19 protein-coding genes, 1 tRNA gene and 6 pseudogenes are annotated in these 23,262 nt (G+C 49.8%); 15 read left to right on the plus strand and 11 right to left on the minus strand.

The features are described from left to right. Positions 1-17: 17 nt before the first annotated feature. Entirely contained in the window at positions 18-461 is a 444-nt protein-coding gene (locus tag WN53_RS18055; RefSeq protein ID WP_024485658.1) for a YccF domain-containing protein, read from the minus strand. A gap of 200 nt (positions 462-661) precedes the next feature. Here WN53_RS18055 and helD point away from each other — a divergent pair, with 200 nt between their 5' ends. Next, on the plus strand, positions 662-2,716 hold the full coding sequence (gene helD / locus WN53_RS18060) for a DNA helicase IV (RefSeq protein WP_024485657.1): 2,055 nt from the start codon (positions 662-664) through the stop codon (positions 2,714-2,716). 178 nt (positions 2,717-2,894) lie between these two features. Here the strand turns inward: helD and WN53_RS18065 are convergent, their stop codons facing one another. Both WN53_RS18065 and WN53_RS18070 read right to left on the minus strand, forming a co-directional pair. Then, a complete protein-coding gene (locus tag WN53_RS18065) occupies positions 2,895-3,353 on the minus strand; it encodes a methylglyoxal synthase (protein WP_021182049.1) in 459 nt (152 codons plus the stop codon). Positions 3,354-3,419: 66 nt separating this feature from the next. Then, positions 3,420-4,113, minus strand: a pseudogene (locus WN53_RS18070) (DUF2057 family protein). 239 nt (positions 4,114-4,352) lie between these two features. Between WN53_RS18070 and WN53_RS18075 the strand changes: the two are divergent. After that, complete coding sequence (locus WN53_RS18075; RefSeq protein ID WP_024485656.1) at positions 4,353-4,766, plus strand: CoA-binding protein; 414 nt, start codon at positions 4,353-4,355, stop codon at positions 4,764-4,766. A 98-nt stretch (positions 4,767-4,864) separates the two neighbouring features. On the opposite strand, the gene hspQ is transcribed toward WN53_RS18075, so the two are convergent. Further along, positions 4,865-5,182: a heat shock protein HspQ gene (gene hspQ / locus WN53_RS18080; RefSeq protein ID WP_024485655.1), complete on the minus strand. Its 318-nt coding sequence runs from the start codon at positions 5,180-5,182 to the stop codon at positions 4,865-4,867. 61 nt (positions 5,183-5,243) lie between these two features. Beyond that, the gene (rlmI, locus tag WN53_RS18085) at positions 5,244-6,434 is read right to left on the minus strand and encodes a 23S rRNA (cytosine(1962)-C(5))-methyltransferase RlmI (protein WP_024485654.1); all 1,191 of its coding nucleotides are present in this window, start codon (positions 6,432-6,434) and stop codon (positions 5,244-5,246) included. 93 nt (positions 6,435-6,527) lie between these two features. On the opposite strand from rlmI, the gene yccX reads away from it, so the two are divergent. Then, entirely contained in the window at positions 6,528-6,806 is a 279-nt protein-coding gene (yccX, locus tag WN53_RS18090; protein WP_021181988.1) for an acylphosphatase, read from the plus strand. A gap of 7 nt (positions 6,807-6,813) precedes the next feature. Here yccX and tusE read toward each other — a convergent pair whose 3' ends face one another. Further along, positions 6,814-7,143, minus strand: coding sequence for a sulfurtransferase TusE (gene tusE, locus WN53_RS18095; RefSeq protein ID WP_024485653.1), 330 nt, complete (start codon positions 7,141-7,143; stop codon positions 6,814-6,816). Positions 7,144-7,252: 109 nt separating this feature from the next. Beyond that, on the minus strand, positions 7,253-7,912 hold the full coding sequence (gene yccA, locus WN53_RS18100) for an FtsH protease modulator YccA (protein ID WP_021181987.1): 660 nt from the start codon (positions 7,910-7,912) through the stop codon (positions 7,253-7,255). Between the two features lie 228 nt (positions 7,913-8,140). On the opposite strand from yccA, the gene WN53_RS18105 reads away from it, so the two are divergent. Beyond that, positions 8,141-8,228 (plus strand) — tRNA-Ser (locus WN53_RS18105). A 550-nt stretch (positions 8,229-8,778) separates the two neighbouring features. On the opposite strand, the gene WN53_RS18110 is transcribed toward WN53_RS18105, so the two are convergent. Further along, positions 8,779-9,153, minus strand: a complete 375-nt coding sequence (locus tag WN53_RS18110; RefSeq protein ID WP_046808145.1) for a hypothetical protein — start codon at positions 9,151-9,153, stop codon at positions 8,779-8,781. Between the two features lie 79 nt (positions 9,154-9,232). Here WN53_RS18110 and WN53_RS28020 point away from each other — a divergent pair. The 3 pseudogenes from WN53_RS28020 to WN53_RS27595 form a co-directional block, all read left to right on the plus strand. Continuing rightward, a pseudogene (locus WN53_RS28020) lies at positions 9,233-9,918 on the plus strand (IS3 family transposase); the annotation flags it as partial. A 662-nt stretch (positions 9,919-10,580) separates the two neighbouring features. Further along, positions 10,581-10,670: pseudogene (locus WN53_RS28850) on the plus strand (reverse transcriptase); the annotation flags it as partial. Between the two features lie 3 nt (positions 10,671-10,673). Next, positions 10,674-10,913: pseudogene (locus WN53_RS27595) on the plus strand (IS3 family transposase); the annotation flags it as partial. 47 nt (positions 10,914-10,960) lie between these two features. Here WN53_RS27595 and WN53_RS18120 read toward each other — a convergent pair. From WN53_RS18120 to WN53_RS18125, 3 genes and pseudogenes are all read right to left on the minus strand, one after another. Continuing rightward, a complete protein-coding gene (locus WN53_RS18120; RefSeq protein WP_024485649.1) occupies positions 10,961-11,683 on the minus strand; it encodes a hypothetical protein in 723 nt (240 codons plus the stop codon). Between the two features lie 381 nt (positions 11,684-12,064). Beyond that, positions 12,065-12,154 (minus strand): annotated as a pseudogene (locus WN53_RS28475) (DDE-type integrase/transposase/recombinase); the annotation flags it as partial. Positions 12,155-12,289: 135 nt separating this feature from the next. Beyond that, positions 12,290-13,001, minus strand: a pseudogene (locus tag WN53_RS18125) (DUF4942 domain-containing protein). Positions 13,002-13,449: 448 nt separating this feature from the next. Between WN53_RS18125 and WN53_RS18130 the strand changes: the two are divergent. The 8 genes from WN53_RS18130 to WN53_RS28230 all read left to right on the plus strand — a co-directional run bounded on the left by WN53_RS18130 (position 13,450) and on the right by WN53_RS28230 (position 22,638). Then, on the plus strand, positions 13,450-14,004 hold the full coding sequence (locus tag WN53_RS18130; RefSeq protein WP_024485647.1) for a fimbrial protein: 555 nt from the start codon (positions 13,450-13,452) through the stop codon (positions 14,002-14,004). A gap of 85 nt (positions 14,005-14,089) precedes the next feature. Next, positions 14,090-14,803 (plus strand): fimbrial biogenesis chaperone, encoded by a 714-nt coding sequence (locus WN53_RS18135; RefSeq protein ID WP_024485646.1) that lies wholly within the window; start codon positions 14,090-14,092, stop codon positions 14,801-14,803. A gap of 31 nt (positions 14,804-14,834) precedes the next feature. Continuing rightward, entirely contained in the window at positions 14,835-15,413 is a 579-nt protein-coding gene (locus WN53_RS18140) for a fimbrial protein (protein ID WP_024485645.1), read from the plus strand. A 46-nt stretch (positions 15,414-15,459) separates the two neighbouring features. Next, positions 15,460-16,044 carry a fimbrial protein gene (locus WN53_RS18145; protein ID WP_046808146.1) on the plus strand — a complete coding sequence of 195 codons (585 nt, stop codon included), beginning with the start codon at positions 15,460-15,462 and terminating at the stop codon, positions 16,042-16,044. 73 nt (positions 16,045-16,117) lie between these two features. Beyond that, positions 16,118-16,831, plus strand: coding sequence for a fimbrial biogenesis chaperone (locus tag WN53_RS18150; RefSeq protein ID WP_046808472.1), 714 nt, complete (start codon positions 16,118-16,120; stop codon positions 16,829-16,831). A 225-nt stretch (positions 16,832-17,056) separates the two neighbouring features. Next, positions 17,057-17,830 (plus strand): fimbrial biogenesis chaperone, encoded by a 774-nt coding sequence (locus WN53_RS18155; protein ID WP_080949243.1) that lies wholly within the window; start codon positions 17,057-17,059, stop codon positions 17,828-17,830. Positions 17,831-17,967: 137 nt separating this feature from the next. Continuing rightward, on the plus strand, positions 17,968-20,514 hold the full coding sequence (locus WN53_RS18160) for a fimbria/pilus outer membrane usher protein (protein WP_235167039.1): 2,547 nt from the start codon (positions 17,968-17,970) through the stop codon (positions 20,512-20,514). A 363-nt stretch (positions 20,515-20,877) separates the two neighbouring features. Then, positions 20,878-22,638 (plus strand): reverse transcriptase domain-containing protein, encoded by a 1,761-nt coding sequence (locus WN53_RS28230; RefSeq protein ID WP_235167041.1) that lies wholly within the window; start codon positions 20,878-20,880, stop codon positions 22,636-22,638. The last annotated feature ends 624 nt before the right edge of the window (positions 22,639-23,262 follow it).

The following is a 23,262-nucleotide window of genomic DNA, read 5'->3' on the forward strand; positions in this document are numbered from 1 at the left end:
GAGAAAAGTTAACGCGATTAAAAGCGGCGGCGGGCGTTCTCGATCCGCGCCTGTTGGGCCACCTCAACCGGAACGACGCGGCGGCCTACCGGCCACAGGGCGATAGCGGCTATCTTGAAATTGGCGATGCCTACCGGAATACCAATAATGGTGATGCACTGGGCGATACCCGCAATAATGTGTGACAGGCACAGCCACCAGCCGAACAGGACCAGCCAGACGATATTCAGCAAAGAACCGCCAGCAGCCAGCAGGGCATTACTTTTTTCTGGGTATAATTCATCGACATGGATCGCTTCGTTGCCAAATGGCAGCAAGGAGATTTTGGTAATTTCCCAGCAGGAGCGGGTTAATGGCAGGGTGAAAATCAACACGACGCTGAAGAAGGTGGCAATCAGCCAGCCAAGCGTGGTGAAAAAACCACCCAAAACGAAATTAAGAACGTTCAATACAGTACGCATAGTCGTCATTCTGCTCTAATGATGGCCAAAGGCACGGGGGAAGTATTCATCAGCATAACGCAAAAACTATTCTACCCTTTTTTTAACGCTAGAGTGCCATTGCTTAACGCGGGTAAACTGATAGCAATTCTACTCTATGGATTTCAAGCCGCAGCTTGAAAGACGACGGGTATATCTCAACTTGATTATGGCGTGGGCATATGGAACTTAAAGCGACATCGCTGGGCAAGCACCTGGCACAGCACCCTTACAACCGCGTACGGTTGTTGCATGCTGGCGTTGAGGTGAGCGGCGAGAAGCATGAATACTTGATCCCTTTCAACCAGTTGATCCAGGTGCGTTGTAAACGCGGGATCGTCTGGGGGGAGCTCGAGTTCGAACTGCCGGATGAAAAGGTTGTGCGCCTACACGGTACCGAATGGCAGGAAACCCAACGCTTTTACCACTACTTGCAGCAGTCTTGGCAGCAGTGGAGTAGCGAGATGAGTGAAGTGAGCGCCGAGGTATTGCAACAGCAGGTCGATCATATCCGCCAAATTGAGCAACAGGACAAGTGGTTCAAGCGTGCCGAATTGAGCAACTTGCAGCAGCAGATCCGCCAATCGTTTGGCGCATTGCCAATGCCGGTGGCGCGGCTGGAAGAGTTTGAAAACTGCCGTGAAAGTTATCACTTGTGCCAGCAGTGGCTCAAGTCTGGCCTACGCAGCGTGGCGCAACGCAATCAACTGTGGTGCGACCGGATGCTGGAAACCCACCAGGATTTCTTCCAGACCGTTGAAACGTCACCGTTGAATGAATCGCAAAGCCGGGCCGTGGTGAATGGCGAGGATACCGTGCTGGTGCTCGCAGGAGCCGGTAGTGGCAAGACCTCGGTGCTGGTGGCGCGGGCGGGTTGGCTGCTACTGCGTCAAGAGGCCGAGCCTGAGCAGATCCTGTTGTTGGCATTTGGGCGCAAAGCCGCCGAAGAGATGAACGAACGCATCCAGGAACGTTTGGGCAGCGTGGCGATACAGGCGAAAACGTTCCATGCGCTGGCACTGCAGATTATCCAGCAGGGTAGCCGCAAAGCGCCTGCGATCAGCAAGTTGGAAACCGACAGTAAAGCGCGCCGGACGTTGCTGATCACCCACTGGCAGCAACAGTGCAGCGAGAAAAAAGCGCAGGCCAAAGGCTGGCGACAATGGTTAACGGAAGAGCTGGAGTGGGAATTGCCCGAGGGCGATTTCTGGCATGACAAGCGTCTGGCAGAGCGTTTGAGTGGGCGCCTGGAGCGCTGGCTTGGCTTGATGCGCACCCACGGAGGTAGCCAGGCCGAAATGATAGAGCAGGCTGACGAAGAGATCCGCGATCTGTTCAGCAAACGCATTCGCCTGATGGCACCGTTGCTGAAAGCGTGGAAAACCGCGCTGAAGGATGAGGGAGCGGTCGACTTTGCCGGGCTGATCCATCAAGCCGTCAATCTGTTGGAAAAAGGGCGCTTTATCAGCCCGTGGAAACATATTCTGGTGGACGAGTTCCAGGATATCTCACCGCAGCGTGCGCAGCTGCTGGCGGCGCTGCGTAAGCAAAACAAGCAGACCAGCCTGTTTGCGGTCGGCGATGATTGGCAGGCGATTTACCGTTTCAGCGGGGCAGAGCTGTCGCTGACCACCGCCTTTGCCGAGAACTTTGGCGTAGGCGATCAGTGTGCGCTGGATACCACCTACCGCTTTAACGATCGGATTGGTGAAGTGGCCAACGGCTTTATACAGCAGAACCCGCACCAGTTGAAAAAGCCGCTCAATAGCCTGACCAAGGGCAACAAGAAGTCGGTGGTTATCCTGCCACAGGAGCAGTTGGAAGCGTTGCTGGACAAGCTAAGTGGCTATGCGAAGCCGCAAGAACGGATCTTGGTGCTGGCGCGCTACCACCATCTCAAGCCAGAGGTATTGCAAAAGGCGGCAACGCGTTGGCCGAAGCTGAATATCGAGTTTATGACCATTCATGCCAGCAAAGGCCAACAGGCCGACTACGTGATCATTGCCGGGCTGTATGAAGGCAAGGATGGATTCCCGGCGGAGGTCCGTGAATCCGTGCTTGAAGAGGTATTATTGCCTCAGCCAGAGGATTTCCCGGATGCGGAGGAGCGGCGTTTGCTCTATGTCGCCCTCACGCGGGCCAGACATCAGGTTTGGTTATTACAAGATCGCGAACGCCCGTCGGTATTTATCGAGCAGTTGCAAGATATTGGCGTGCCGTCGCAAAGAAAGCCGTAAACCACAGGCCTGAGACTGCTGACAAATCATCACCGTGCTCCCAACGTAGGGGGCCATGCAGCCCCCGCTGGATAATCAATGGGTTAGCAGATGCTGGTGTAGATGGATTCCGACCAATTCAGCAATATTGCCACTTTGTCATCAATCTGAGGCCTGGTATTCCACCAGGCCTTGGGCATTATTTCAGGCGTTCGGCGAGGTACTTTTCGTAATCAGGAATGGCGATCACCACTTCGCTCTTGAACAGCGAAGAGTCGATCAGGAAATCGGCGGTGGAGCGGTTAGTCGCCACCGGGATGTTCCAGACCGTGGCCAGGCGCAGCAAGGCTTTGACATCCGGGTCGTGGGGGACGGCGTTTAGCGGATCCCAGAAGAAGATCAGCATATCGATCTTGCCTTCGGATATCAGTGCACCGACTTGCTGATCGCCGCCCATCGGGCCACTCAGCATGCTCTGCACCGGGATACCGCTGGCCCGCTGGATCAAATTGCCAGTAGTGCCCGTGGCATACAGCTGATGCTGGGCAAGTATTTCCTTATTGTCTTCAACCCATTTCAGCAAGGCCTGCTTGCGATGGTCGTGAGCAACGAGCGCAATATGCTTGCGCGCTGCGATGGTGCGGGTGGTTTGTTCCATGTCGCTATCCTTGGAAAATCGAATGATTCGCCACAGATTACTGAAACTGTATTTCACTGCCTAGTGCTAACGCGGGAAATTGCGAACAAAACACACCTTTATGGCATAAAGGCGTGGTTGGCTGCAGTTACGGTTGCGAGATTGGCCGGCCCAGGCGATAAACCGCTTTTGCGTCTCGGGATCAGCTTGCTGGACCCCGTACATTTCTCGGCAATGTTGTCACCGTTCAGGGGGTAACCGCTGCGATCACGCTGGCACGCAGATGCGCTAATGCCGGAACGGAGGCCTTGCGATTTTGAGCGTTATAATCAGCAACGATCTTTTCCAGGTCATTCTCATTGGATGAGGTTGTTAGCGGTAATACATCTTGTTTGATCGCCAACGGTTTACCATGGTTGCCCAGAATTTTATAATTCGGTGCTTTATCAAACCGCTGGGCATCCTGCTCATTTTCGAGACGCGGTAGCTCGATGGTGACAGCGCTGACGTTTTGACTGTTGAACACCACAATCTGCGCGGATGAAGTGTAAAGCACCTGAGAGCGCGGCTCTTTACGTACGGATTTGGTGACTTTGAACAACAGCTGATGCTGCCCGCCATTTAATTCCAGACTATCGGCCCCTTTTAACAACGAGCCCGTCATTTGCTTGCCGTCGACCATCATCAGTTCGATGTCCGGGGAAAGCTTCAGGGTCGTAGCTGCGGCCGAAACGCTTAGCGATATTCCAAGCAGCCCCGCAACCACCAGACCAAATTTCATTGTTACTTCCTTTTCGTGGAACAGGATGACTAGTGTTGGATACGCCACTAGTTATGTCAAATCTTTTCAGAATGCCGTTTAATTTACATTTACACACATTTTGATGGTATTTGAAACATAACATTGGGTCAAACCAGCCTGCGAGCAGTATAGACGCAGACTGATAACAAATTTTAACTGATGTTGGCGTTTCGGTTACACTGATGAAGTGCTTTTTGGTAAAAAATCAGGAGCGAAAAATGCAAGACCTAGCAATTGCAGAGGTACTCAAGCAGGTCAAAACCATTGCGCTGGTGGGCGCCAGTGATAAACCGGCTCGAGCCAGCTATGGCGTAATGGTTTATTTATTGGCGCAAGGCTATCAGGTCATTCCGGTGAGCCCGAAGCTGGCCGGGCAGACGCTGCTTGGGCAGGTGGTTTATGCCACATTGGAGGACATTCCTCATCCTGTCGATATGGTGGACGTGTTTCGTAACTCGGAGGCGGCGTATGGGGTAGCACAGGAGGCTATTGCGATAGGTGCCAAGGTGCTGTGGTTACAAATCGGGGTGATCAACGAACAGGCGGAAACATTGGCCAAACAGGCCGGGTTAACGGTGATTATGGATCGTTGCCCGAAGATTGAAATCCCGCGCCTGGGATTGGCACGCTGATTGTGTGAAAACGCCAGGGTTGGCCCTGGCGTTTGAGACTGCTGATAGACTTCAACCAGTGACGCTACGTAGAGGCGCTGGTTTCTCAGGCTTGACGTTTAGTTACGCAGCCGGGGGGCCTGCAACTGGTTGCGAATGGATTCTGCCAGCTCATCCAGAGAAGGCTGTTCAGGGTGTGCATCCTGTGCTTCCCCCGCCAACTGCGCTTCGGCCAGATAAGTGTGAACCGGCTGGCCTTCATCGTCCTCCATCACCACGTGATACCACGGGGCTAGGCGCAACTCGTCGTTGGCTGCAATCTCGTCTGCTTTTGGGTGCTCCAGAGAGTATTCTGGATCGACATCAATCACCACCCCCAAATACCCCAGCAGCCGGTGACGAACCTGCTGACCGATACCGAATTTGCTGGCTATCATATGACCTCCTGAGAAACAGTGCATTGAACTCTATATGAGGACAAAAACAGCGCATTTCAAGTTACATCACCCGGCACGCAAACCCTTTCAGATACAAGCCTTCAGGATAAGTCGCAATCACCGGGTGATCGGCAGCCTGTCGGAACTGCTCTACAAATTGTACATCACGCCCGGCATCTACGGCAGCATCGGCCAAAATTTTCTGGAACAGATCGGTCGGCATCAGGCCAGAGCAGGAGAAGCTGAGCAGAATGCCGCCCGGGTTCAGCAACTGGAAGGCTAACATATTGATGTCTTTATAACCGCGACAGGCGCTGGCCAACTGATTTTTGTTTTCGACAAACTTCGGTGGATCCATGATGATCAGGTCGAATTTCTCACCCTGCGTGCGGTAGTTGCGCAGCAGTTGGAATACGTCATCACGTACAAACTCGGCCTTGCTCAAATCCAACTGGTTCAGTTCGACGTTCTGCTTGGCGATATCCAGCGCGGCCTGCGATGTATCTACGCTAATGACCTGCTCACACCCGCCCATCAAGGCAGACACCGCGAAAGCGCCGGTGTACGAGAAGCAGTTGAGCACGCGTCGGCCTGCGGAATAGTTACGCGCAGCCAGGCGGCTATCACGCTGATCGAGATAAAAACCGGTCTTGTGGCCTTGTTGAATGTCCACCAGCAGTTTCATACCATGCTCGGTGATCGGCAGCAGGGCAGGAGGAAGATCGCCCAGCACCGGGCCTTGGGTGAGCGGCAAGCCCTCTTTTTTACGTACGGCAACGTCTGAACGATCGTAGATCGCGCAGTCTGGATAGCAGTGCTGGAGAGCAGAAAGCAGCGGGGCGCGCTGATATTCGGCACCGGCGGACAGTAACTGTAAAACCAGGAAGTTCTGGAAGCGATCGATGGTGATCCCCGGCATACCGTCAGATTCACCGGCGATCAGGCGATAACCGTCCAGCCCGTCACGCTTTGCGACCCAATCACGCCAGCTCTGTGCCTGTTGCAAGCGATTGATAAAGAATGCGATATCAATATCTTCGTCCTGCTTGAAGGTCCAGACGCGTGCGCGAATTTGCGATTCTGGTGAATAGGCACCGCGTGCCAGCCATTTGCCCTGGCTGTCATGGATATCGATGGTTTCGCCGGACTGGGCTTTACCCTCGACACGGAGAACAGCGCCAGAGAAAATCCACGGGTGGCGACGGAGTAAGGACTTTTCACGTCCTTTGGCAAGGATCAAGCGTGCGGTCATAATTAAGTATGCTGCCAGATAGAGAAAAAAGAGTGACACACTCTGGGCATCAGCGCAGAGAATGCCTGTAATGAAATCGATCAGGAGCCGATTATGACACAAGTTTGTATTGCCGCGTATGTCTATGGTGTGGTGCAGGGGGTAGGATTTCGCTATAACACTCAACATCAGGCTACGGCTTTGGGGTTAACCGGCTATGCGCGTAATCTGGATGATGGCAGCGTGGAAGTGCTGGCCTGTGGCGAACAACAGGCCGTTGACCAACTGATGGCGTGGCTGAAAAGCGGCGGCCCACGCAGCGCCCGCGTTGACCGCGTGCTGGTGGAACCGCGTGGGGTTGCCGAATATAAGGGCTTCAGTATTCGCTATTAACCCGTGGCTAGATACACTTCACCGGCTTTGGCAACCCGGCGATCTTGGTCGCCTGTTTGGCCGGGCCTTTCGGGAACAGGCGATACAGGTAGCGGCTGCTGCCTTTCTCTTCGCCGTATTTTTGCGCCATCGCCTTTACCAGCATGCGAATGGCCGGTGAGGTATTAAATTCCTGATAGAAGCTACGCACAAAGCGTACGACTTCCCAATGCGCTTCGCTCAGTTCAATCTCTTCCTGTGCCGCTAACAGCGGGGCCAGCCCTTCGTGCCAGTCGGCGCTGTTTTTCAGGTAGCCCTGGGCGTCAGTTTCAATCGTCTGACCTTCAAACTCCAACATACAGCCTCGGTGATTGGTAATTTATTGCGGGCCACAGTCTAGCAAACTTTTGCTCCGGCAAAAATAAAGCCCCGCAATGCGGGGCTCAGGTCAAAACAAATGCGCTGTATCAGTTGCTGCGGGCGAAGCCCAGAATGCTCAACAGGCTGATAAACATGTTGTACAGCGAAACATACAGGCTGACGGTGGCACGGATATAGTTGGTTTCACCGCCATGAATGATGTTGCTGGTTTCCCACAGCATGGCACCGGCAGAGAACAGAATAAACAGTGCGCTAATGGCCAGGTGCAGGGCAGGGATCTGCAAGAACAGGTTGGCGATAACCGCCACCAGCAGCACCACGAAGCCCGCCATCATCATGCCAGACAGGAACGACATGTCTTTACGGGTGGTCAGTACATAGGCCGAACAGCAGAAGAACACCACTGCGGTACCGCCCAGCGCCAGCATGATCAGGTCACCCGCGCCAGCGTTCAGGAACGAACTCAGGATCGGGCCAAGGGCGTAGCCCATAAAGCCGGTGAAGGCGAAGGCTGCCAGAATACCGGCAGGGCTATTGGCCAGCTTATGGGTCAGGAACATCAAACCATAAAAGCCGACCAGCATTAACAGCAGCCCAGGAGCCGGTAAGCCCAGCATGGTGCTGGCGGTTGCGGTCAGTGCTGAAAAGGCCAGCGTTAACGACAGTAGAAAATAGGTGTTACGCAAGACTTTATGCGTGCTTAGCAAAGAGTCGCGCGAGGAGGATGAGACGACAATGCGGTCCATATGATCTCTCTTATCAGGTCATCACAAAATTAATCATGATGATAGTGCAGTGCAAGCCATTGATTAAAGATTGTTTACCATTCTTTACCCTACGTGACTACTAGGGTATTGCCGCACCCCGATTGTTGATTTCTTCATCGGTCAGCTTGCAGATGCCGTTTTTTCGTTCGGTTGAACGGTTTCAGGCTTTACAACGGGATCGGCTGTGTTTATAGTTCGCTGCATTACGGAGGGGTGGCCGAGTGGCTGAAGGCAACGGTCTTGAAAACCGTCGACGGGAAACCGTTCCAGAGTTCGAATCTCTGCTCCTCCGCCATTTTTTTGACTAGTAGTCTATCGCGAAGTCTATTGAAGCCAAAGCCAGCAAGGCTTCAATATCGAAGGCATTATCTCCTCGTCTAGTGAAATTAACTCAACTCTACATAGAGTTATGGATGATTTTTTGTATAGTTTCCTGTTCTATAGGTCCTCAACAAACTATTCGCATGCCGCCGCTTTCCGACCACCAAATCAGGCTCTCCAAGCTTGACGCCGAGACCTACCGCATAACTGACGGCTTCGGCCCATCCCTCTCCATCGAGCCCACTGGTTCCCGATTATCCTGGGCAGCACAGTATTTTCTTACTTGCCTACGCTAATGCGATAGAGCCGCTATTTGCAATAGTGCTATCAACTTTGTATAAAATTTTCGACAGAGCCCAGAGGTATGCTCAGGCAACACACAAAAAACAGCATATTACCTGACGAAACCTTAATGCGACAGAACCGAAGGGAGCTCAGGTCATGAATATCCCCGAAGCTGCGCGGCTCATATCAATACCGTGTTACGCCCATATACTAAAAGAATATCAAGAGCCTATATGAAATCAAATAAAGTACTTCTCCTTGTTGTTTATAAATTTATTTTCAGTGAATACATGACCGGCTTTAAGAAGTATTTTTTTATTTTTGGAATCGTGTGTACTTCTCTTATTCCTATTAGCTTCTACTATTCTCCCTGAGCTGTCGACCTCAAATTTTTCAGAAAATTTTAAGGTAAGATACGCAGTGCTATCTGCATTAAACATTAAAAAATGGGCTCTCCAGCGAGGGTCTTTTAATTTTTTTATAAACTCATCTCTATGCATGGGATGAACATGAGCTTCACTCTTTAACTCAAGCCCTTCCCTTATGTAATCATCAGGTATATCTTTAGGGTTTGATAAAAAGTGCTCAAGACTCTCTATTATACTATTTTCCAATGTATCATCTGCTAGATAAATGGAGTGACCCCGAACCCGTAGACAAATCTGGCCTATATTTTGAGCATAGGAGGAGTCTATGGGCACACCACGATTTACCCCTGAATTTAAGGAAGAAGCTGTCCGCCAGATCACTGAGCGGGGCTATTCCGTTGTCGACGTTTCAGAACGCCTTGGCGTGTCGGCACACAGTCTTTATAAATGGGTCCGTTCCGTAAAACCTGATAATAGCGGACATCAGGCCCAGGATTTACTGGAGGCCAGAACGGAGATCCTCAAGCTGAAAGCACAGCTTAAACGTACTGAGGAAGAACGAGATATTCTGAAAAAGGCAGCGCGGTACTTTGCAAGGGAGCCCGACTAAAGTACCGCTTCATCAACGATCACCGTGATGTCTGGTCGATCGCAGCTATGTGTCGGGTTCTAAAAGTTGCCCGTGCCGGATTTTACGTCTGGCTTCATTGCCCTGTCTCTGCTGGAGAAAAGGATAACCAGCGATTATTGGAGTTAATCCGAAACTCTTATGCACTAAGCGGCGGTGTTTACGGTTATCGCAGGGTTCACTGCGATCTGCGTGAAGTCGGTGAGGCGTGTAGCAGAAACCGGGTAGCCAAGATCATGAAACAAAACAGGATACGTGCCGTACATGGTTACAAGATACCTCGTGGTACCAGAGGACGGCCGTCACTGATAGCCCCTAACCGTGTGCAGCGGGAGTTCACGGTTGTGAAACCTAATCAGGTCTGGGTAACGGATATTACCTATAGTGTGCCCGGAGTTCAGGGCGAGCAAGGATGCTCAAATGAACCACGAGTCTGTCTGGAATATTGAACCGGTAACTCATGACGAGAAGCCCAACAATCCCACCGGGTGTGACGGTGGAGAACCTGAGCGGCAGTGACCTACGGCATGCCTGCAGGGTGATGTAACCCGCTGACAACGGGGATTGAGGCGAGATCACTAAGCTGAGATGATCCTCAAGGTTAAGTACTGAAAGGTTGAAGAACATGAACCCGTTAATCCGCCTCTGTGGGTTGAAAAAGTCACCATGACCTACGTGATCTGACAGGTCATGCAGGGGGAACCGGCAACGATAAATAGCTGTTACCGGACGAAGATAATCAGACATGTAAGCTGAATATCGGGTCAGCAGTTTTTTTTTCTCACAGTCCGAACTGCTGCTCCCTGCCAACTTGCGGCAAGCAAGGATAAAGAGTGCGACGGGCAGCCTCCTCAGCATGTCTGAGTCCAGACAGGTGAACCGGGGAAGATCAGTTGCGAATGTTAAGGGGGCATGGCCCCGATGACGCACTGGCTGGCGGAGCTTCCGTAGTAGTCCGCGATGGGGAAAGCCCATTACATGGCGAAGGGAAGCAGTCTAAAGGTATTTGTGAAGCGTATTAACTGACCCTACGAGGTGAAGACCTTTGATAATCAGCGAAATGCAACGCAAGCTTGCCACATGGACAGCAGCAGACCCGTCACGACGGGTTGAGCGGCTGCTGCGTCTGATAACACTCTGCCGGGCCAATAACCTGGCCCCGAGTATGAGTCGGCGTGGCAACTGCTGGGATAATGCTGTGGCAGAATCGTTCTTCAGTTCGCTAAAAAAAGAACGTGTCAGAAAGCGAATATATAAAACCCGGGACATGGCCCGGGCGGATATCTTCGATTATATTGAAGTGTTCTACAACCGTACCCGGCGCCACAGTCATCTCGGTGGCGTAAGTCCAGAGGCCTTCGAAAAGGCCTCGCCGTGAGGACAGAAACTGTCTACTGGGATATGGTCACTCCAACTTGCTGCATTTCACCAACCATCACCGAGGAAGTGCTTTTGGACTTTAGGGTCGAATCGGTGTTTGAGTGCGTACTCCTGACTTTCGGATTGAGCTTTCCGAACAGACTCTTTATAGCTTTTGACGCTATCCAATTCGGATATTTTTTCGTCCAAAACCTCAAGTTTTCTTGAGAGCGTCTCTATGGTCTTCGCCTTATCCATGTTAGGCTTTTTTTGATTTACTTCAGATTTTATAAAGTTGTCCTTGACCTTCTCGATGTTGCCGCGCAGTTTCGTCAGAGACGCACTCAACTGTGCGGGCGACCTGGAAAGAATATTCGTTAGGCCCGCTCCAAGAGGAGCTGGAGCATTAGATTTATTTTGTGCGAGTAGCGTAACGATTTCGGTCATAAGCTTCTTGTGAGAAGTATTCAAGGCACCTAGTTCTTTCTTCGTCACTTTGTCCGGTTGGGATTTTCCATTTCCTTGTTGTTGTTCGGAAACTTGCCATATCATGTCACGGATTAGTTGTGCACTGCCATTTTTTCCCCCTGGGGTTTGGCGACTCATCTTTTCGATGGTACTAAAGTTGTCCTTTAGAGTTTCACGCTCGGGCCGGGTTAGCATAGTGAGGGGAGACTGCCGTATGTCTTTCAATAGTTTTAGAAGGGTACCAGTGGAGGCTTTGCTCGACTTTTCACATTGGGGCCGCACATTTTTGAAAAACTTGCGCAAGGCTGGGATTTTTGCCAATAGATGTCATAGGTATTTTTCCAAATAGGTTATCAGATAAAAAATGGGAATTTTTCCATAGACGGCGACAATTCAACATACGTCGGGCTTGCTCTGCCAATGGCAGATAGAGCGTTTGCGAATTCAAGCCGTCGAGGCCTCAGTCGGTGATTCGCTAAGGCTTATGGAGCGATCCCCACCTCATTTTGGTCACGTAGAACCCAGCCAGTCATTTTCATGATACTATCATCGGAGTTCTTTTCCGGAGGCTCTATGAGCTTCACTAGCATTTATAGAGTGACGTAGAGACACGACTTGTTTCTGCCATAGTCGCTAGCATCATCCCTGCAGTACATGCATAATACCTATTCCTTGGTCGCGAAAAATGATGGGCTGTGGTGGCGCCGCGTACCGTTTAGCCGTCAGCAGGACATCGATGGTCTGGCCCGCAGTATCGACTGCCCGGTACAGATATTTCCACTGGTCTTTAATATTTTAGTTCATATCACTGATTGACATGATGTTTTTTTATTTTTCCCTCGGTATATCATCCCGTATGCCAATTCCGTCTGGCTTGCGCTGGTATCCCTGAAAATACATCGGACAGGTAATCATCCATCTCCAGTTTCATTTCGTTGCCAGTGCTCCCGGATAGTGTCTGGCGATAATGTCATTCAGCTTATCAACCAGTTCGGATCGCTTAAATCTGATATGCGCTGTTCCCTTCTGAAAATATGGACTGACCATCGAGTACATCAGCATGCGCTCAACGTTGGCTAAACTGTCACGTTGCCATCCCCAGTCGAGTCCAAACCCCATTGGTCGTGCTTTACGACACCCTCGAAAATAATTTTTTTCCCGAACATGCAGGGGCTATTCTATTTGTAGTCCCGGTTAAGATTTTTGAACAAGTTGATAACACCTCGCTCAAACACTTCTTCTTTGCTCTGATGCAACTGCTCGAAAGTCGCCAGAATATTGGCCTCGCTAATCTCCGGTAGTTCCTCCTCATCCAGGCTCTTGTGCCATTCGCCACGGGCTTGCGCGTCCATCAGCGAAATCTTCAGATTTCAGCATCCGATCCCGCCAGATGCTACTCTATGTTGCGAGTGATGGCTTTCATTGCGGTTTCCGTCTTCTCCGTAAACCAGCAGTCATAGCGATGCCCCGGTCGCATGGCCCATTCTTTTGCCATTCCACCTCCGATACTGCTGGTCAGCGTCGATATTTCATCAAACTGGTGGATAAGGGCCTCAATTTGCATCAGTGCAGCGTTTCGTCCAGAAACGATACGCTCAATGCTGGTGGAGCAAATGATTTCCGTATGGTAGGTGAGCACTCGTTGCGGGGGGACGAAGCAAGGCGGATTGCCGTGATGAAGTTGACGGCATGCAAGCTTAACAGTGGATGGCACTGAACCGGTTAGTTGCTGGCTTACTGCACGTATTACGTCGCTAAGTTGACATTGGTTATAATTGATTGTTTTTATTTTATTTTTTGTTTATCTAATGATTGATCAAGTTTATATAAATAGGGGGGGCTATTGATTATATCTATGCTCCCCCTTTGCAGCCTGATTTACAGGGTGTGATTGTGTTTGAATCATTATTCAATCATGTTTGTTTCGGAAAACAAAACTACTCTGTGCTCCGCTCAACTGCGAGGTGGTCTGTTGAATCATCTTATCGGCTGAAAAAGAAGAATATATTTTCTATTTTGCTGCGAAACAAACTCACCCTGTGAGAGATACTGGCTGGGTTAATATTTAAACTCTATTAAGGAATTTTATGAAAAACGCAAATGCAATTATCAAGAGCGCAATCTTTGCTGCGCTGGCCATGACTGGTTTTACTGCACATGCGGCAAGTAATGCTCAAACTGTTATTACCGGTGATGTTGTTGCCGCAACCTGTGAGTTGGAAGCTACGCCAACTGTGGATCTCGGTAACTGGGCTGCAAGCGAATTTGATAAAGTTGGGCCACATAAAGAAACTCAAGATCTTACGCTTGGCATTAGCGGTTGTAAGGGGGCGCTTAAAGAAGGGGGGGCAATTTCCGCAATGGTTCGTGGCTATAATATTGAAGGCTCTCCTACTGTTTTTAGCAAGTCTGGCTCCACCAACACTGTTGGTGTGCAATTGAGCGATGCTAAAGGCACTGTTATTGCTAACGGTGGAGATATTCTGATTGCTAGCCAGTCTAAACTGGACCCAGAGGGGCAAGCGAATTCCAGCTTAGATGGCCATACAGTAAAGTTGAAAGCGCAGCTGTTTAGTACTACTGCACAAACGAACATTCAGCATGTAGAAGCCCCAATTAATTTCAGTATTATTTATAACTAAGATCTACCTGTTAGCCTTAGCATACAGATTTTAGTTAAACCGTAGCAGCCAAGGACGGCACTACTTTAATTGAGAGGAGCAGATAATGTCTCAATTATTAAAGTTTGGGTGTTCAATATTTTTATTACTATTAACGAAAATAGCCGTGGCTGCAGGAGTCGGTATCAATGCAACCCGCGTTATTTACCCCGAAAAAAATCAATCTGTTTCTATTGGGGTACGAAATACCAGCCAAGATAATGTTTATTTGTTGCAGACCAGGGTGTTGTCTGATCTCAAAGGGGGCGAGCAAAAAATATTCCATGCATCGCCGCCTATTTTCAGAATGGAGCCAGATTCGTTGCACAAAGTGCGTATCAAAGGTGATACAGCAACGCTGCCAAAGGATCGTGAGTCGGTTTTTTATTTTCAGGCAACGGCTATCCCTAGCAGCAAACTTGTAGCGGATCACTCCAGCGAAGGCCACCTTTCGGCAGGGATGAAAATTTCCATGACGAATACGATCAAGCTCTTCTATCGTCCCGCTGGGTTAGCAATGACTCCTTCAGTGGCCGGGCGCTCTCTTCAGGTAATGTTGAGTCCTGGGGGCATTAAGTTGAAGAATACATCGCCCTATTATCTCAGTTTTGCCGAAATCACCGTTAATGGAAAAGCCTTATCCCTGAAGGAAAACCAGCAAGAAATGCTAGCTCCTTTTAGTGAGGCAAGCTACGGCAGCAATGAGCGTTCGGGTGATGTTCGCTGGAAAGTGATCAATGATCTGGGTGGTATTGAGTCTTACCAGGCCACTTTAAGTTAAGCGATCTGGTTTAATTAAGGCGTGAGGTCAGATGAAAATACTATTTATCCACGCAAAACTTTATACATTACCGGTATTATTATCGGTCTTATTAGTATCTGGAATTTCTCATGCCAGGGCGGAAGCGTTGGATTTTAATGCCACCATTCTAAATGGGACATGTGATATAACCGCACCTTCTTCGGTGGTGTTTAATCAGACAATAGCGGGTAATTTTTCTCAAGAAGGTGATACCAGCGAAGTAAGGCCTCTGACCATTACGCTAAGCAACTGTACTGAGGGCGGACCGTTAAATGCAGCTGTTCAGGTAAATGGACATATGGGCGAAGTCACTGGTATGGAGTCGTTATTTCGAGATAGCGGTTCCAGCGCCCAACACATTGGCATTATGGTTAAGGATTACGACTATAAGGGGCCAATAAAAGACTTTTATTCGGCACCCGGAACCGTAGTTCATGGTGAGTTTACGCATGAACAAGCTCCCGGTGAGTCGCTGTCAGGTAAACAGTTATCCTATAGCATCGGTTTAACACGGGGCATGGCAGGTAATCTGAGTTCTGTCATTGGTCATGTGCAAGCCACACTTGAGTTTGTCTTTGTTTACCATTGAATATATCTACTTTGTTATTTGATTTTTCTACGGAGAGAACAGTTAGATGAATATAAAACAGCTGAGTTTATCGCTTTTTCGTAATAATTTTAGTATGGGTGTTGGTATCGTGCTTGGTTTTATTTGTACAACAAGCCAGGCTGTACCTCAAAAAATCACCTTTTCCGCTACCGTTTTGCAAGGAAGTTGCGAAATATCTCTTAAAACCCCGGTAGTGGAATTTGGAGAGATGCAGGCTACCGAGATGCTTGGTGCCAAGAAACACTCAGAAATTAAACAGGTTGATGTGCAGTTAACAGAATGTAAGGGAATTGTAGATGGCCCACAAAAACCCTTACTTTCCATTAAGGGGGCAACTATTGGAGGAGAACCAAATTTATTTCGTAACGGTGGGACCTCCTCTGGCTTTGGCGTGGTGATTTCTGAAAATGCTGACATTGATATTCCAAATGGGATTGGATTGGCCAAAAATGGAACCGAGTTCGCTTTCGCTGGAAAAACCGAGGGAGGCAGCGTAGCTAATGGCGATATCATGACGTTATATACAGCGGTATCATGTGGTGTTGATTGTAAGGACGTTAAAGTAGGCACGCTGGAAGCCTCTGCGCAGCTTGAATTCCTTTATCGTTAATTATTAGGAGATATAAAGAGTGAAAGTGGGAGAGGCGATCAAAAGACGTTGGCAAGCATGGGGGATTGGGGCAATGTTAATTCTTCAATGTTCTCATGTGGCTGCGGACGGAGGATTATCTTTAGATAGAACACGAGTAATTTTCCAACAGGCTAATATGGCTCAATCTGTGACGTTACGTAATCGGGGAGAGGCTCTCTACTTGGTAAAGTCGGTGATCACGCGTGATATTGCCGGGAAGGTTACCGCTCCATTTTGGGTAACACCTCCGTTGTTTCGTTTGGAGCCTCGCTCTCAGAACACGCTGCGTATTTTACGTCAGGGGGAAAGTTTGCCGCAGGATCGTGAATCGCTGTTCTACTTTTCAGCGTTGGCGATACCGGCAACGGCCAAACCCACCGGGAACAGTGAGAACCAACCCAAAGTTGCGGGCGCCCTTTCTCTGGGGGTTCGTTCAGTCATTAAAATGTTTTATCGCCCAACCGGGTTGGTGATGAAACCGACGCAGGCATATGAACAACTGACGTTCAGCTATAAAAATGGCAATGTGACAGCGAACAATGACTCCCCCTACTTCCTGTCATTGGCGTCGTTAACGTTAGGAACACATTCAGTGAACCTTAATCAGGTTCCTTCGATGGTAGCGCCTTACAGCTCAGTGGTATTTGCTACACCACCAGTGACACAGGTCTCTTGGCAGTTGATTACTGATTATGGGTCGGTTACTGAACGTAAAACAATATCTATTTCCAGCACAAAGAATGGCAAAATAACAGCTGAAAAGTAACGGCGTTACCGGTGCGGCGGGTATAAATTTAAATTATGGGAATTATATAGACCTTTGCATGTTTAATGTCAAGAGGTAGCTATACTGACTGTGTCCTTTGTTGATTACCTGTAACTGCAGGCTTAATAATTCTGTTCTTATTCTATATGGGCTCCAGATTCCTGTGATTTTAACTGATAATGCTGTAAGGCATTTTTTCAATTGATTTCCTGAGGGTGAAATTAAATGTCAAACATAAATGAAAAGACACCGCGAGAAAGTTCATTTCTTTCTTTCGCCCTTTGCACAGGTTTTTACCGAATATTCTTGGTGAGTGTCTGTGGGTTTGTTTTTTTAATAGGGTGCGGAACTGTAAGCCAGGCCGCGCTAATCGAAGGGATTCAATTGGGGTCTATGCGAGTAGTTTATCCTGAGGCCAATAAAAATGGCACCAAGTTCTCGCTGATGAATACCTCGAAAAATACTTTTCTTATGCAGTCCTGGATACGCATGCTGGATGGAGAGGATAAAGCTCCCTTTATTGTCCTGCCTCCTCTTAAACGCGTGGATCCACAGGAGCGCCTGAACTTACGCATCTTGCGCACGGGGGGCAATTTGCCCGAGGATCGTGAGTCTGTGTTTTATCTGACAATGCGAGCGGTGCCGACAATCTCCGCTAAGCAAGAAGGGACTGGAGTGGTGACGTTGGTGCTGCAAAATAGTATCAAACTGTTTTACCGCCCGCAGGGCTTACCAAAAGATGGAATTAATGCGGTTGCCCATAAACTGCAGTTTACTCGTAACGGAAACCAACTTACGGCAATTAACCCTTCTCCATTTTATCTCACTTTATCGCATCTGGCGGTCGGTCCTTATCTGCTGGATAAAGATAAGTTGCAATTAATGGTGCCTCCTAAAGGTCAACAAAGCTGGCAGATACCCTCTTCTGCCAGGGGCGAGGTGAGGTGGAAGTTAATAGATGAGATGGGTGAGTCCACTCAAGAACAGCGGCAGTTGTGATTAAGCAGTTCTAGTATTTTACCGGTAAGTTCCTTTGAATAACAAATGATGTTTATATGATCAATCAGCGATGTAAACCACAGAAAAAACATGCAACTTGTTTGGCTGAGATAAAACCACGTTGGAACCCAATTTATTTGTTTTTATTCCTGGCTGGATGTACAGGCTCCGCTTTTGCCGACGATTATTTTGACCCGTCGCTCTTATCCCTGGGCGACAGCAGCAGTTCGTCTGATATTGATTTATCCCAGTTTTCGACTGCCGGTTACGTTCCGGCAGGACACTATCTGGTGGATATTTATCTTAACCAGCAGCGTATCGGTAGCAATGACATCGTCTTCGCCAAAGAAAATGGATCCAATAAAGTACTTGCGGAGTTGACCCCGAGAATGCTGGAAGACTGGGGGGTGAATGTTACGGCGTCGGCGACGTTGAAAGATCTGCCAAAAAACCGCCCAGTCGGTGATTTGGGGCTGTTGATCCCCCAGGCTTCGGTGACGATGAATCTGGCAAAGTTACGTTTGGATTTAAGCATACCGCAGGTAGCATTAAAGCCGAATATCACTGGTTATGTTGATCCCACACTATGGGATCAGGGGATCCCGGCTTTTTTAATGAACTATAACCTCAGTGGTTCTCGTTCATGGCTGGATGGCTACTCTGGTGGCGATAAAAGCAGAAATCAGAGTCTGTTTGTCAATCTTCATAGCGGTCTCAATTGGGGAGCCTGGCGGTTGCGCAGTGATATGACCCATAACCGTTCTGAAGCAACGGGGAATTCTTCTTGGGGGGACAGCTCATTTCAGGAAACAGAATTTCTAAATACATATCTGCAGCGTGATATTCAGACGTTGAGAGCCCAGCTGACAATGGGCGATATTTCCAGTGGTGGCGACATTTTTGACAGTATGCCTTTTCGGGGTGTGCAGTTAAGCTCCAATGATGACATGCTGCCTGACAGCCAACGTGGTTTTGCGCCAGTCATTGCGGGCATTGCCAGTTCCAATGCGAGAGTGACGGTCAGCCAACATGGCAACGTGATTTACCAGACTTATGTGCCGCCCGGTCCGTTTAAACTGACGGATGTCTACCAGGCCAGTTCTGGCGGGGATTTAACCATAACGATTGTAGAAGCGGACGGTAGCCAACGAACCTCTACCCAAGCTTATTCCGCGTTGCCCATCATGCAACGACCAGGAAAAATGAACTTTGAGCTGGCGGCGGGTCGCTATCGCAGTGGCGGTATGACCGAGGGCAATCAGCAGCCGACGTTCGGTATGGGGACCCTGATATATGGCTTACCCTACAATATTACGCTTTATGGTGGTGGACTGTTGGCGTCCAATTACCAGGCTTCAGTGCTGGGTACTAGTTTTTCCCTCGGCTACTTAGGGGCTGTTTCGGCTGATATGACATTATCACGCGCATTTCTGCCAGGGGAGGATCGGCCTGCCCGGGGGAGCTCTTATCGCCTGAAATACTCCAAAAGTATGCTGGCTACTGGCACTTCGGTGGATCTCACAGCTTATCGCTATTCTACCGACAGTTATTATAGCTTTTCCGATGTGAATAGCATGGGATTTCGTTTGAATGATGACATTATCCCATGGGCACGCGAACGCCGCCGCAGCACCTGGCAAATGCAATTAAGCCAGCAGCTGAGTTCATGGGGATCGCTGTATTTCTCCGCTGTCCGTGACAGCTATTGGGGAAATTCACATGTGAACACCAGCTTGTCCAGTGGTTTTAGTGGAAACCTGGCAGGTATCGGTTACTCGTTAAGCTACAGCATCGACCGCATCAAAGGCGATGGCGATTGGCCGGAAAACCGTCAGGTGGCGCTGAACGTGCAATTGCCTTTGAGCCTGCTTGGGGGAAGTGATGCCTTCGGTAATGCTTATGCCAGTTACAACACAAGTCGTGACAATGATGGGAAAACCAGCCATCAGGGTGGCATCAGCGGCAGCATATTGGAGGGGCGCTTCAACTATAACGTCATGCAGGGCGGGGGCCAGGGGCAGGCTAACTCGGGTTCTGCCAGCCTGGGCTACCAAGGGGGCAACGGCAACCTCAATCTTGGCTACAACTACAGCGACAGCTCCCGCAGCGTGAATTTTGGCCTGGCGGGCGGAGTGTTGGCACATCCTTATGGCGTAACGCTTTCCCAGACCATGGGGGACTCGGTGGCGTTAGTGCGCGCGCCGGGCGTCGCCGACTTGAAAGTAAGTGGTCGTACTCAGACTAACCGTTGGGGTTATGCCGTCGTACCTTACCTGTCTAATTATCAAAGTAATACCATCAGCGTTGATCCCAGTTCACTGGAGGAAGGGACTGACGTTAACAATACCAGCGTTAATGTATATCCGACCGGTGGCGCGGTGGTGTTGGCAAACTACCATACCCGTATTGGCCAGCAGGTACTGATGACGTTGATTTACCACGGAAAACCTGTTCCTTTTGGGGCAATGGCTTCGCTGCAAGGGGATGAAGATAGCGCAAGTATTGTGGGTGATGGGGGCCAGGTTTACCTCAATGGCTTACCGGAAAACGGTGAGATACAGGTGAAGTGGGGTAATGGTAGCCATTCCCAGTGCAAAGTTGCATTCAAGCTCGGCGAGCCGGTAGTGCTTAATATCGACGCGGGCTTCACTCCGATGAAACAGATAACGGCCCATTGTGAGTAACCCTATGCTCATGTTGTCATCATTTTTCATCGCGTGATCGATGGATAATAGCAACGCTTGGGAGTGGCAAGCGGCCATTTGCCGTTCTTTTATCACGGTGCGGCTCGCTATGGCTATCTCCGGCAGCTTGTCTTTAACGAAAGGACTAAAAAGATGCAATTGACAATAGTCCCTGGACTCCGGTGCCCGGACGAGGGGAGAAAAGGCACATTTGGACATCTGGACGCGGCCTATCAGTGGCTGTGTGACTCCCGGAAAAATGCACCTCCTAATGCGGACGTCTGGGATTTAAGGTTCCGCTGGAGGAACCGGCGCGAGTCCCTGTTGGCCCAATTGGAGGCGGGTGCCTATTCATTGAGACCGATGAATGTTGTTGGCAATCAACGTCAGGTGATGTGGTCTGCTGAGGATGCGCTGGTACTCAAGTGGGTGGCACTGAACGTTATGCCCTTATTGCCGCTGCACCCGAAGTGTGAGCATGTACGGGGGCATGGCGGAGGCCGTACTTCATTGACACGTATGCAGCAGGCTATCTTGCGTGAAGGCTATTCGTGGGTGTGTAGAACGGATATTCAAGGTTACTACGCCAGTATCAATAAAAAAGTGCTGCTTGGTCAATTGGCTCGGCATGTGAAGCACCCCGTCCTTATAAATCTATTGACGCAGTATATCCACTACTGCGTTGAGGACGGCGGTGAGTTTTATACCCCAGAGAGGGGCATTGCCCGCGGTTGCGCTCTGAGCCCCCTGATGGGGGCATTGCACTTGTGGGCGCTGGACCATCATTTTTCACAACAGGAAAATATATATTATGCACGCTATATGGATGACGTGGTGATTATGACGAAAACACGCTGGTCTCTGCGCCGTCATGTAAAAGCCCTTAACGGGCATTTTGAAAAGCTAAGTTTCCATCAACATCCGGACAAGACCTATGTCGGCCAGCTGGCCAAGGGTTTTGACTGGATGGGCGCACAGTTGGGGCGTGCGGGGCTGCAGGGTATTGCTCCGCGCGCGCTGACAAACCATCGGACGAAGGTACGGCGGCTTTATGAGCAAACGCGATCGCTGCCTGTTGCAGAACGGGCCAGGCGCGTGTCAAATTATCTTCGCCGCTGGGAAATTTGGCGGAGGTGTCTTGTAGGCTCCCTGTGTATGTGGTGCGGCACACTCCTAGCTGAAACCGTGCAAATGTCTCATGACGTCCGTACATACGACCTGCGGGGCACGGGACCCTCGTCTCGAGAGTATCGTGCAGAAAAAAGGTCGAACTCCACGATCACGATATATACCCCTCATACTAAGAATGTGTCCATGGGATCCCCCAAGTACCTACAACTCGCATTTCGTCTCGAAGACTGGGCAACCCCCGGCGACTACTGCGACATAACCGTAAATGCGTCCATCGGCGGAAACCTTTCCGCCACCAATGCAACGATTAAATCCGCACCGGGGAACGGCTTTTGTGTAACGGATTCCAACCCTCTCGTGTCTATGGTCGCCAATGATGGCATCGAGATCCTCTTCAAGCTTGGGCAAAACCGCGACCGCTTCTATGTCAAAAGATTCAAGACAATATCCGAGCCTACGGTCCTTGTGCACGACGTATACTCGCCGGCGTCTGCTGGATATAAAGTCCTAATAAATGACAACCTAGGCAACCCTCCTCTTACGCAAGCGGACATAAATCTCCTGCCTGCTCCGGTGTCCTGTACCGCGACCTTGTCGTCTAAACATGTCGCTTTCGGTGACGTCTCCTGGTCCGACGCAGGGGACCCTGTGACCACTGAGGTGACTACGGTGTGTCGTTCTAAGGACGGAGTGGATGCTCGGCTGAAAGTCTCATCCGCGCTTCCCAACTCACCTCGCGGACTAAGCTTGCTGGGTACAACGCAACCTGATTGGTACGTCCATGCTGCGATTGGACGGCCTACTTGCTCTCCCGATGAGGGCCTTGATCTGCGCCCCGGGGGGGCGGCCCATGGTTTCTTTGTCTCCCCTGGAAAGCCATCGGCGCAATCGATAGTTTGGAATCTCTGCTATCTACCTGACGGGCGTAACAGAAGCCGATCTCAGGGGGGGGGGTTGGAGACGAGCGCGCTGGTGGACGTCACCTGGGATTAAGCCACGGTGCCGTAGGCCAGGAGAAAGGGTGAGCACCACCCTGGTTCATTGGACGGATAGGTGCTTACTGGTCTCGAAAAGTAATGTGGGGCACACTGGAAACGACCTTTCTGCTGCGTAAACGTACCGTGGACCCCGATGGCAAATGACGGGAACCTACCTGAAAGACAAAGGTCATTGGAAATGCTTGTACTTGGCCGTCGACATCACAGATCAGTACCACCGTTTTATCAGCAATGGAGCAGTCTGAAAGGAATATAATGCTTGAGCATACCAATAAGGCAGACAGGAAGCAAAGCCGAAAGGAGTCCCGTTAGGTCGTAAACGCCCTGTCTTCGTGGGCTAAGTTCTGCCGCTTCATTGTCAGGGAACTGGAGCTACCGGAATTTCGCGGTAACTCCATGTTTCCCGATCCGCGGTTTATAAAATCATCAGGGAGTCAATTTAAAACTTCTCATTAATTGTTCCTTCGAACTCTCAAAGTTATGAGCATTGATTTTCCCAAGTTCCTTTTCCCATGCTGGATTTATTTTAATGTAGTACCCTGAGCTTCTGACTTCGTTTAATTAGTTCTTTTAATTCATTATTATTGTTAAAGATACGCGATTTATCATATCGGCCCAT

Source organism: Serratia fonticola (genome assembly GCF_001006005.1).
Taxonomy (GTDB): Bacteria; Pseudomonadota; Gammaproteobacteria; order Enterobacterales; family Enterobacteriaceae; genus Chania; species Chania fonticola.

Coding starts and splice junctions, on each gene's coding strand:
- WN53_RS18055 (WP_024485658.1), bottom strand. CDS start 461: ATGCGTACTGTATTGAACGTTCTTAATTTCGTTTTGGGTGGTTTTTTC.
- helD (WP_024485657.1), top strand. CDS start 662: ATGGAACTTAAAGCGACATCGCTGGGCAAGCACCTGGCACAGCACCCT.
- WN53_RS18065 (WP_021182049.1), bottom strand. CDS start 3,353: ATGGAACAAACCACCCGCACCATCGCAGCGCGCAAGCATATTGCGCTC.
- WN53_RS18075 (WP_024485656.1), top strand. CDS start 4,353: ATGCAAGACCTAGCAATTGCAGAGGTACTCAAGCAGGTCAAAACCATT.
- hspQ (WP_024485655.1), bottom strand. CDS start 5,182: ATGATAGCCAGCAAATTCGGTATCGGTCAGCAGGTTCGTCACCGGCTG.
- rlmI (WP_024485654.1), bottom strand. CDS start 6,434: ATGACCGCACGCTTGATCCTTGCCAAAGGACGTGAAAAGTCCTTACTC.
- yccX (WP_021181988.1), top strand. CDS start 6,528: ATGACACAAGTTTGTATTGCCGCGTATGTCTATGGTGTGGTGCAGGGG.
- tusE (WP_024485653.1), bottom strand. CDS start 7,143: ATGTTGGAGTTTGAAGGTCAGACGATTGAAACTGACGCCCAGGGCTAC.
- yccA (WP_021181987.1), bottom strand. CDS start 7,912: ATGGACCGCATTGTCGTCTCATCCTCCTCGCGCGACTCTTTGCTAAGC.
- WN53_RS18130 (WP_024485647.1), top strand. CDS start 13,450: ATGAAAAACGCAAATGCAATTATCAAGAGCGCAATCTTTGCTGCGCTG.
- WN53_RS18135 (WP_024485646.1), top strand. CDS start 14,090: ATGTCTCAATTATTAAAGTTTGGGTGTTCAATATTTTTATTACTATTA.
- WN53_RS18140 (WP_024485645.1), top strand. CDS start 14,835: ATGAAAATACTATTTATCCACGCAAAACTTTATACATTACCGGTATTA.
- WN53_RS18145 (WP_046808146.1), top strand. CDS start 15,460: ATGAATATAAAACAGCTGAGTTTATCGCTTTTTCGTAATAATTTTAGT.
- WN53_RS18150 (WP_046808472.1), top strand. CDS start 16,118: ATGTTAATTCTTCAATGTTCTCATGTGGCTGCGGACGGAGGATTATCT.
- WN53_RS18155 (WP_080949243.1), top strand. CDS start 17,057: ATGTCAAACATAAATGAAAAGACACCGCGAGAAAGTTCATTTCTTTCT.
- WN53_RS28230 (WP_235167041.1), top strand. CDS start 20,878: ATGAATGTTGTTGGCAATCAACGTCAGGTGATGTGGTCTGCTGAGGAT.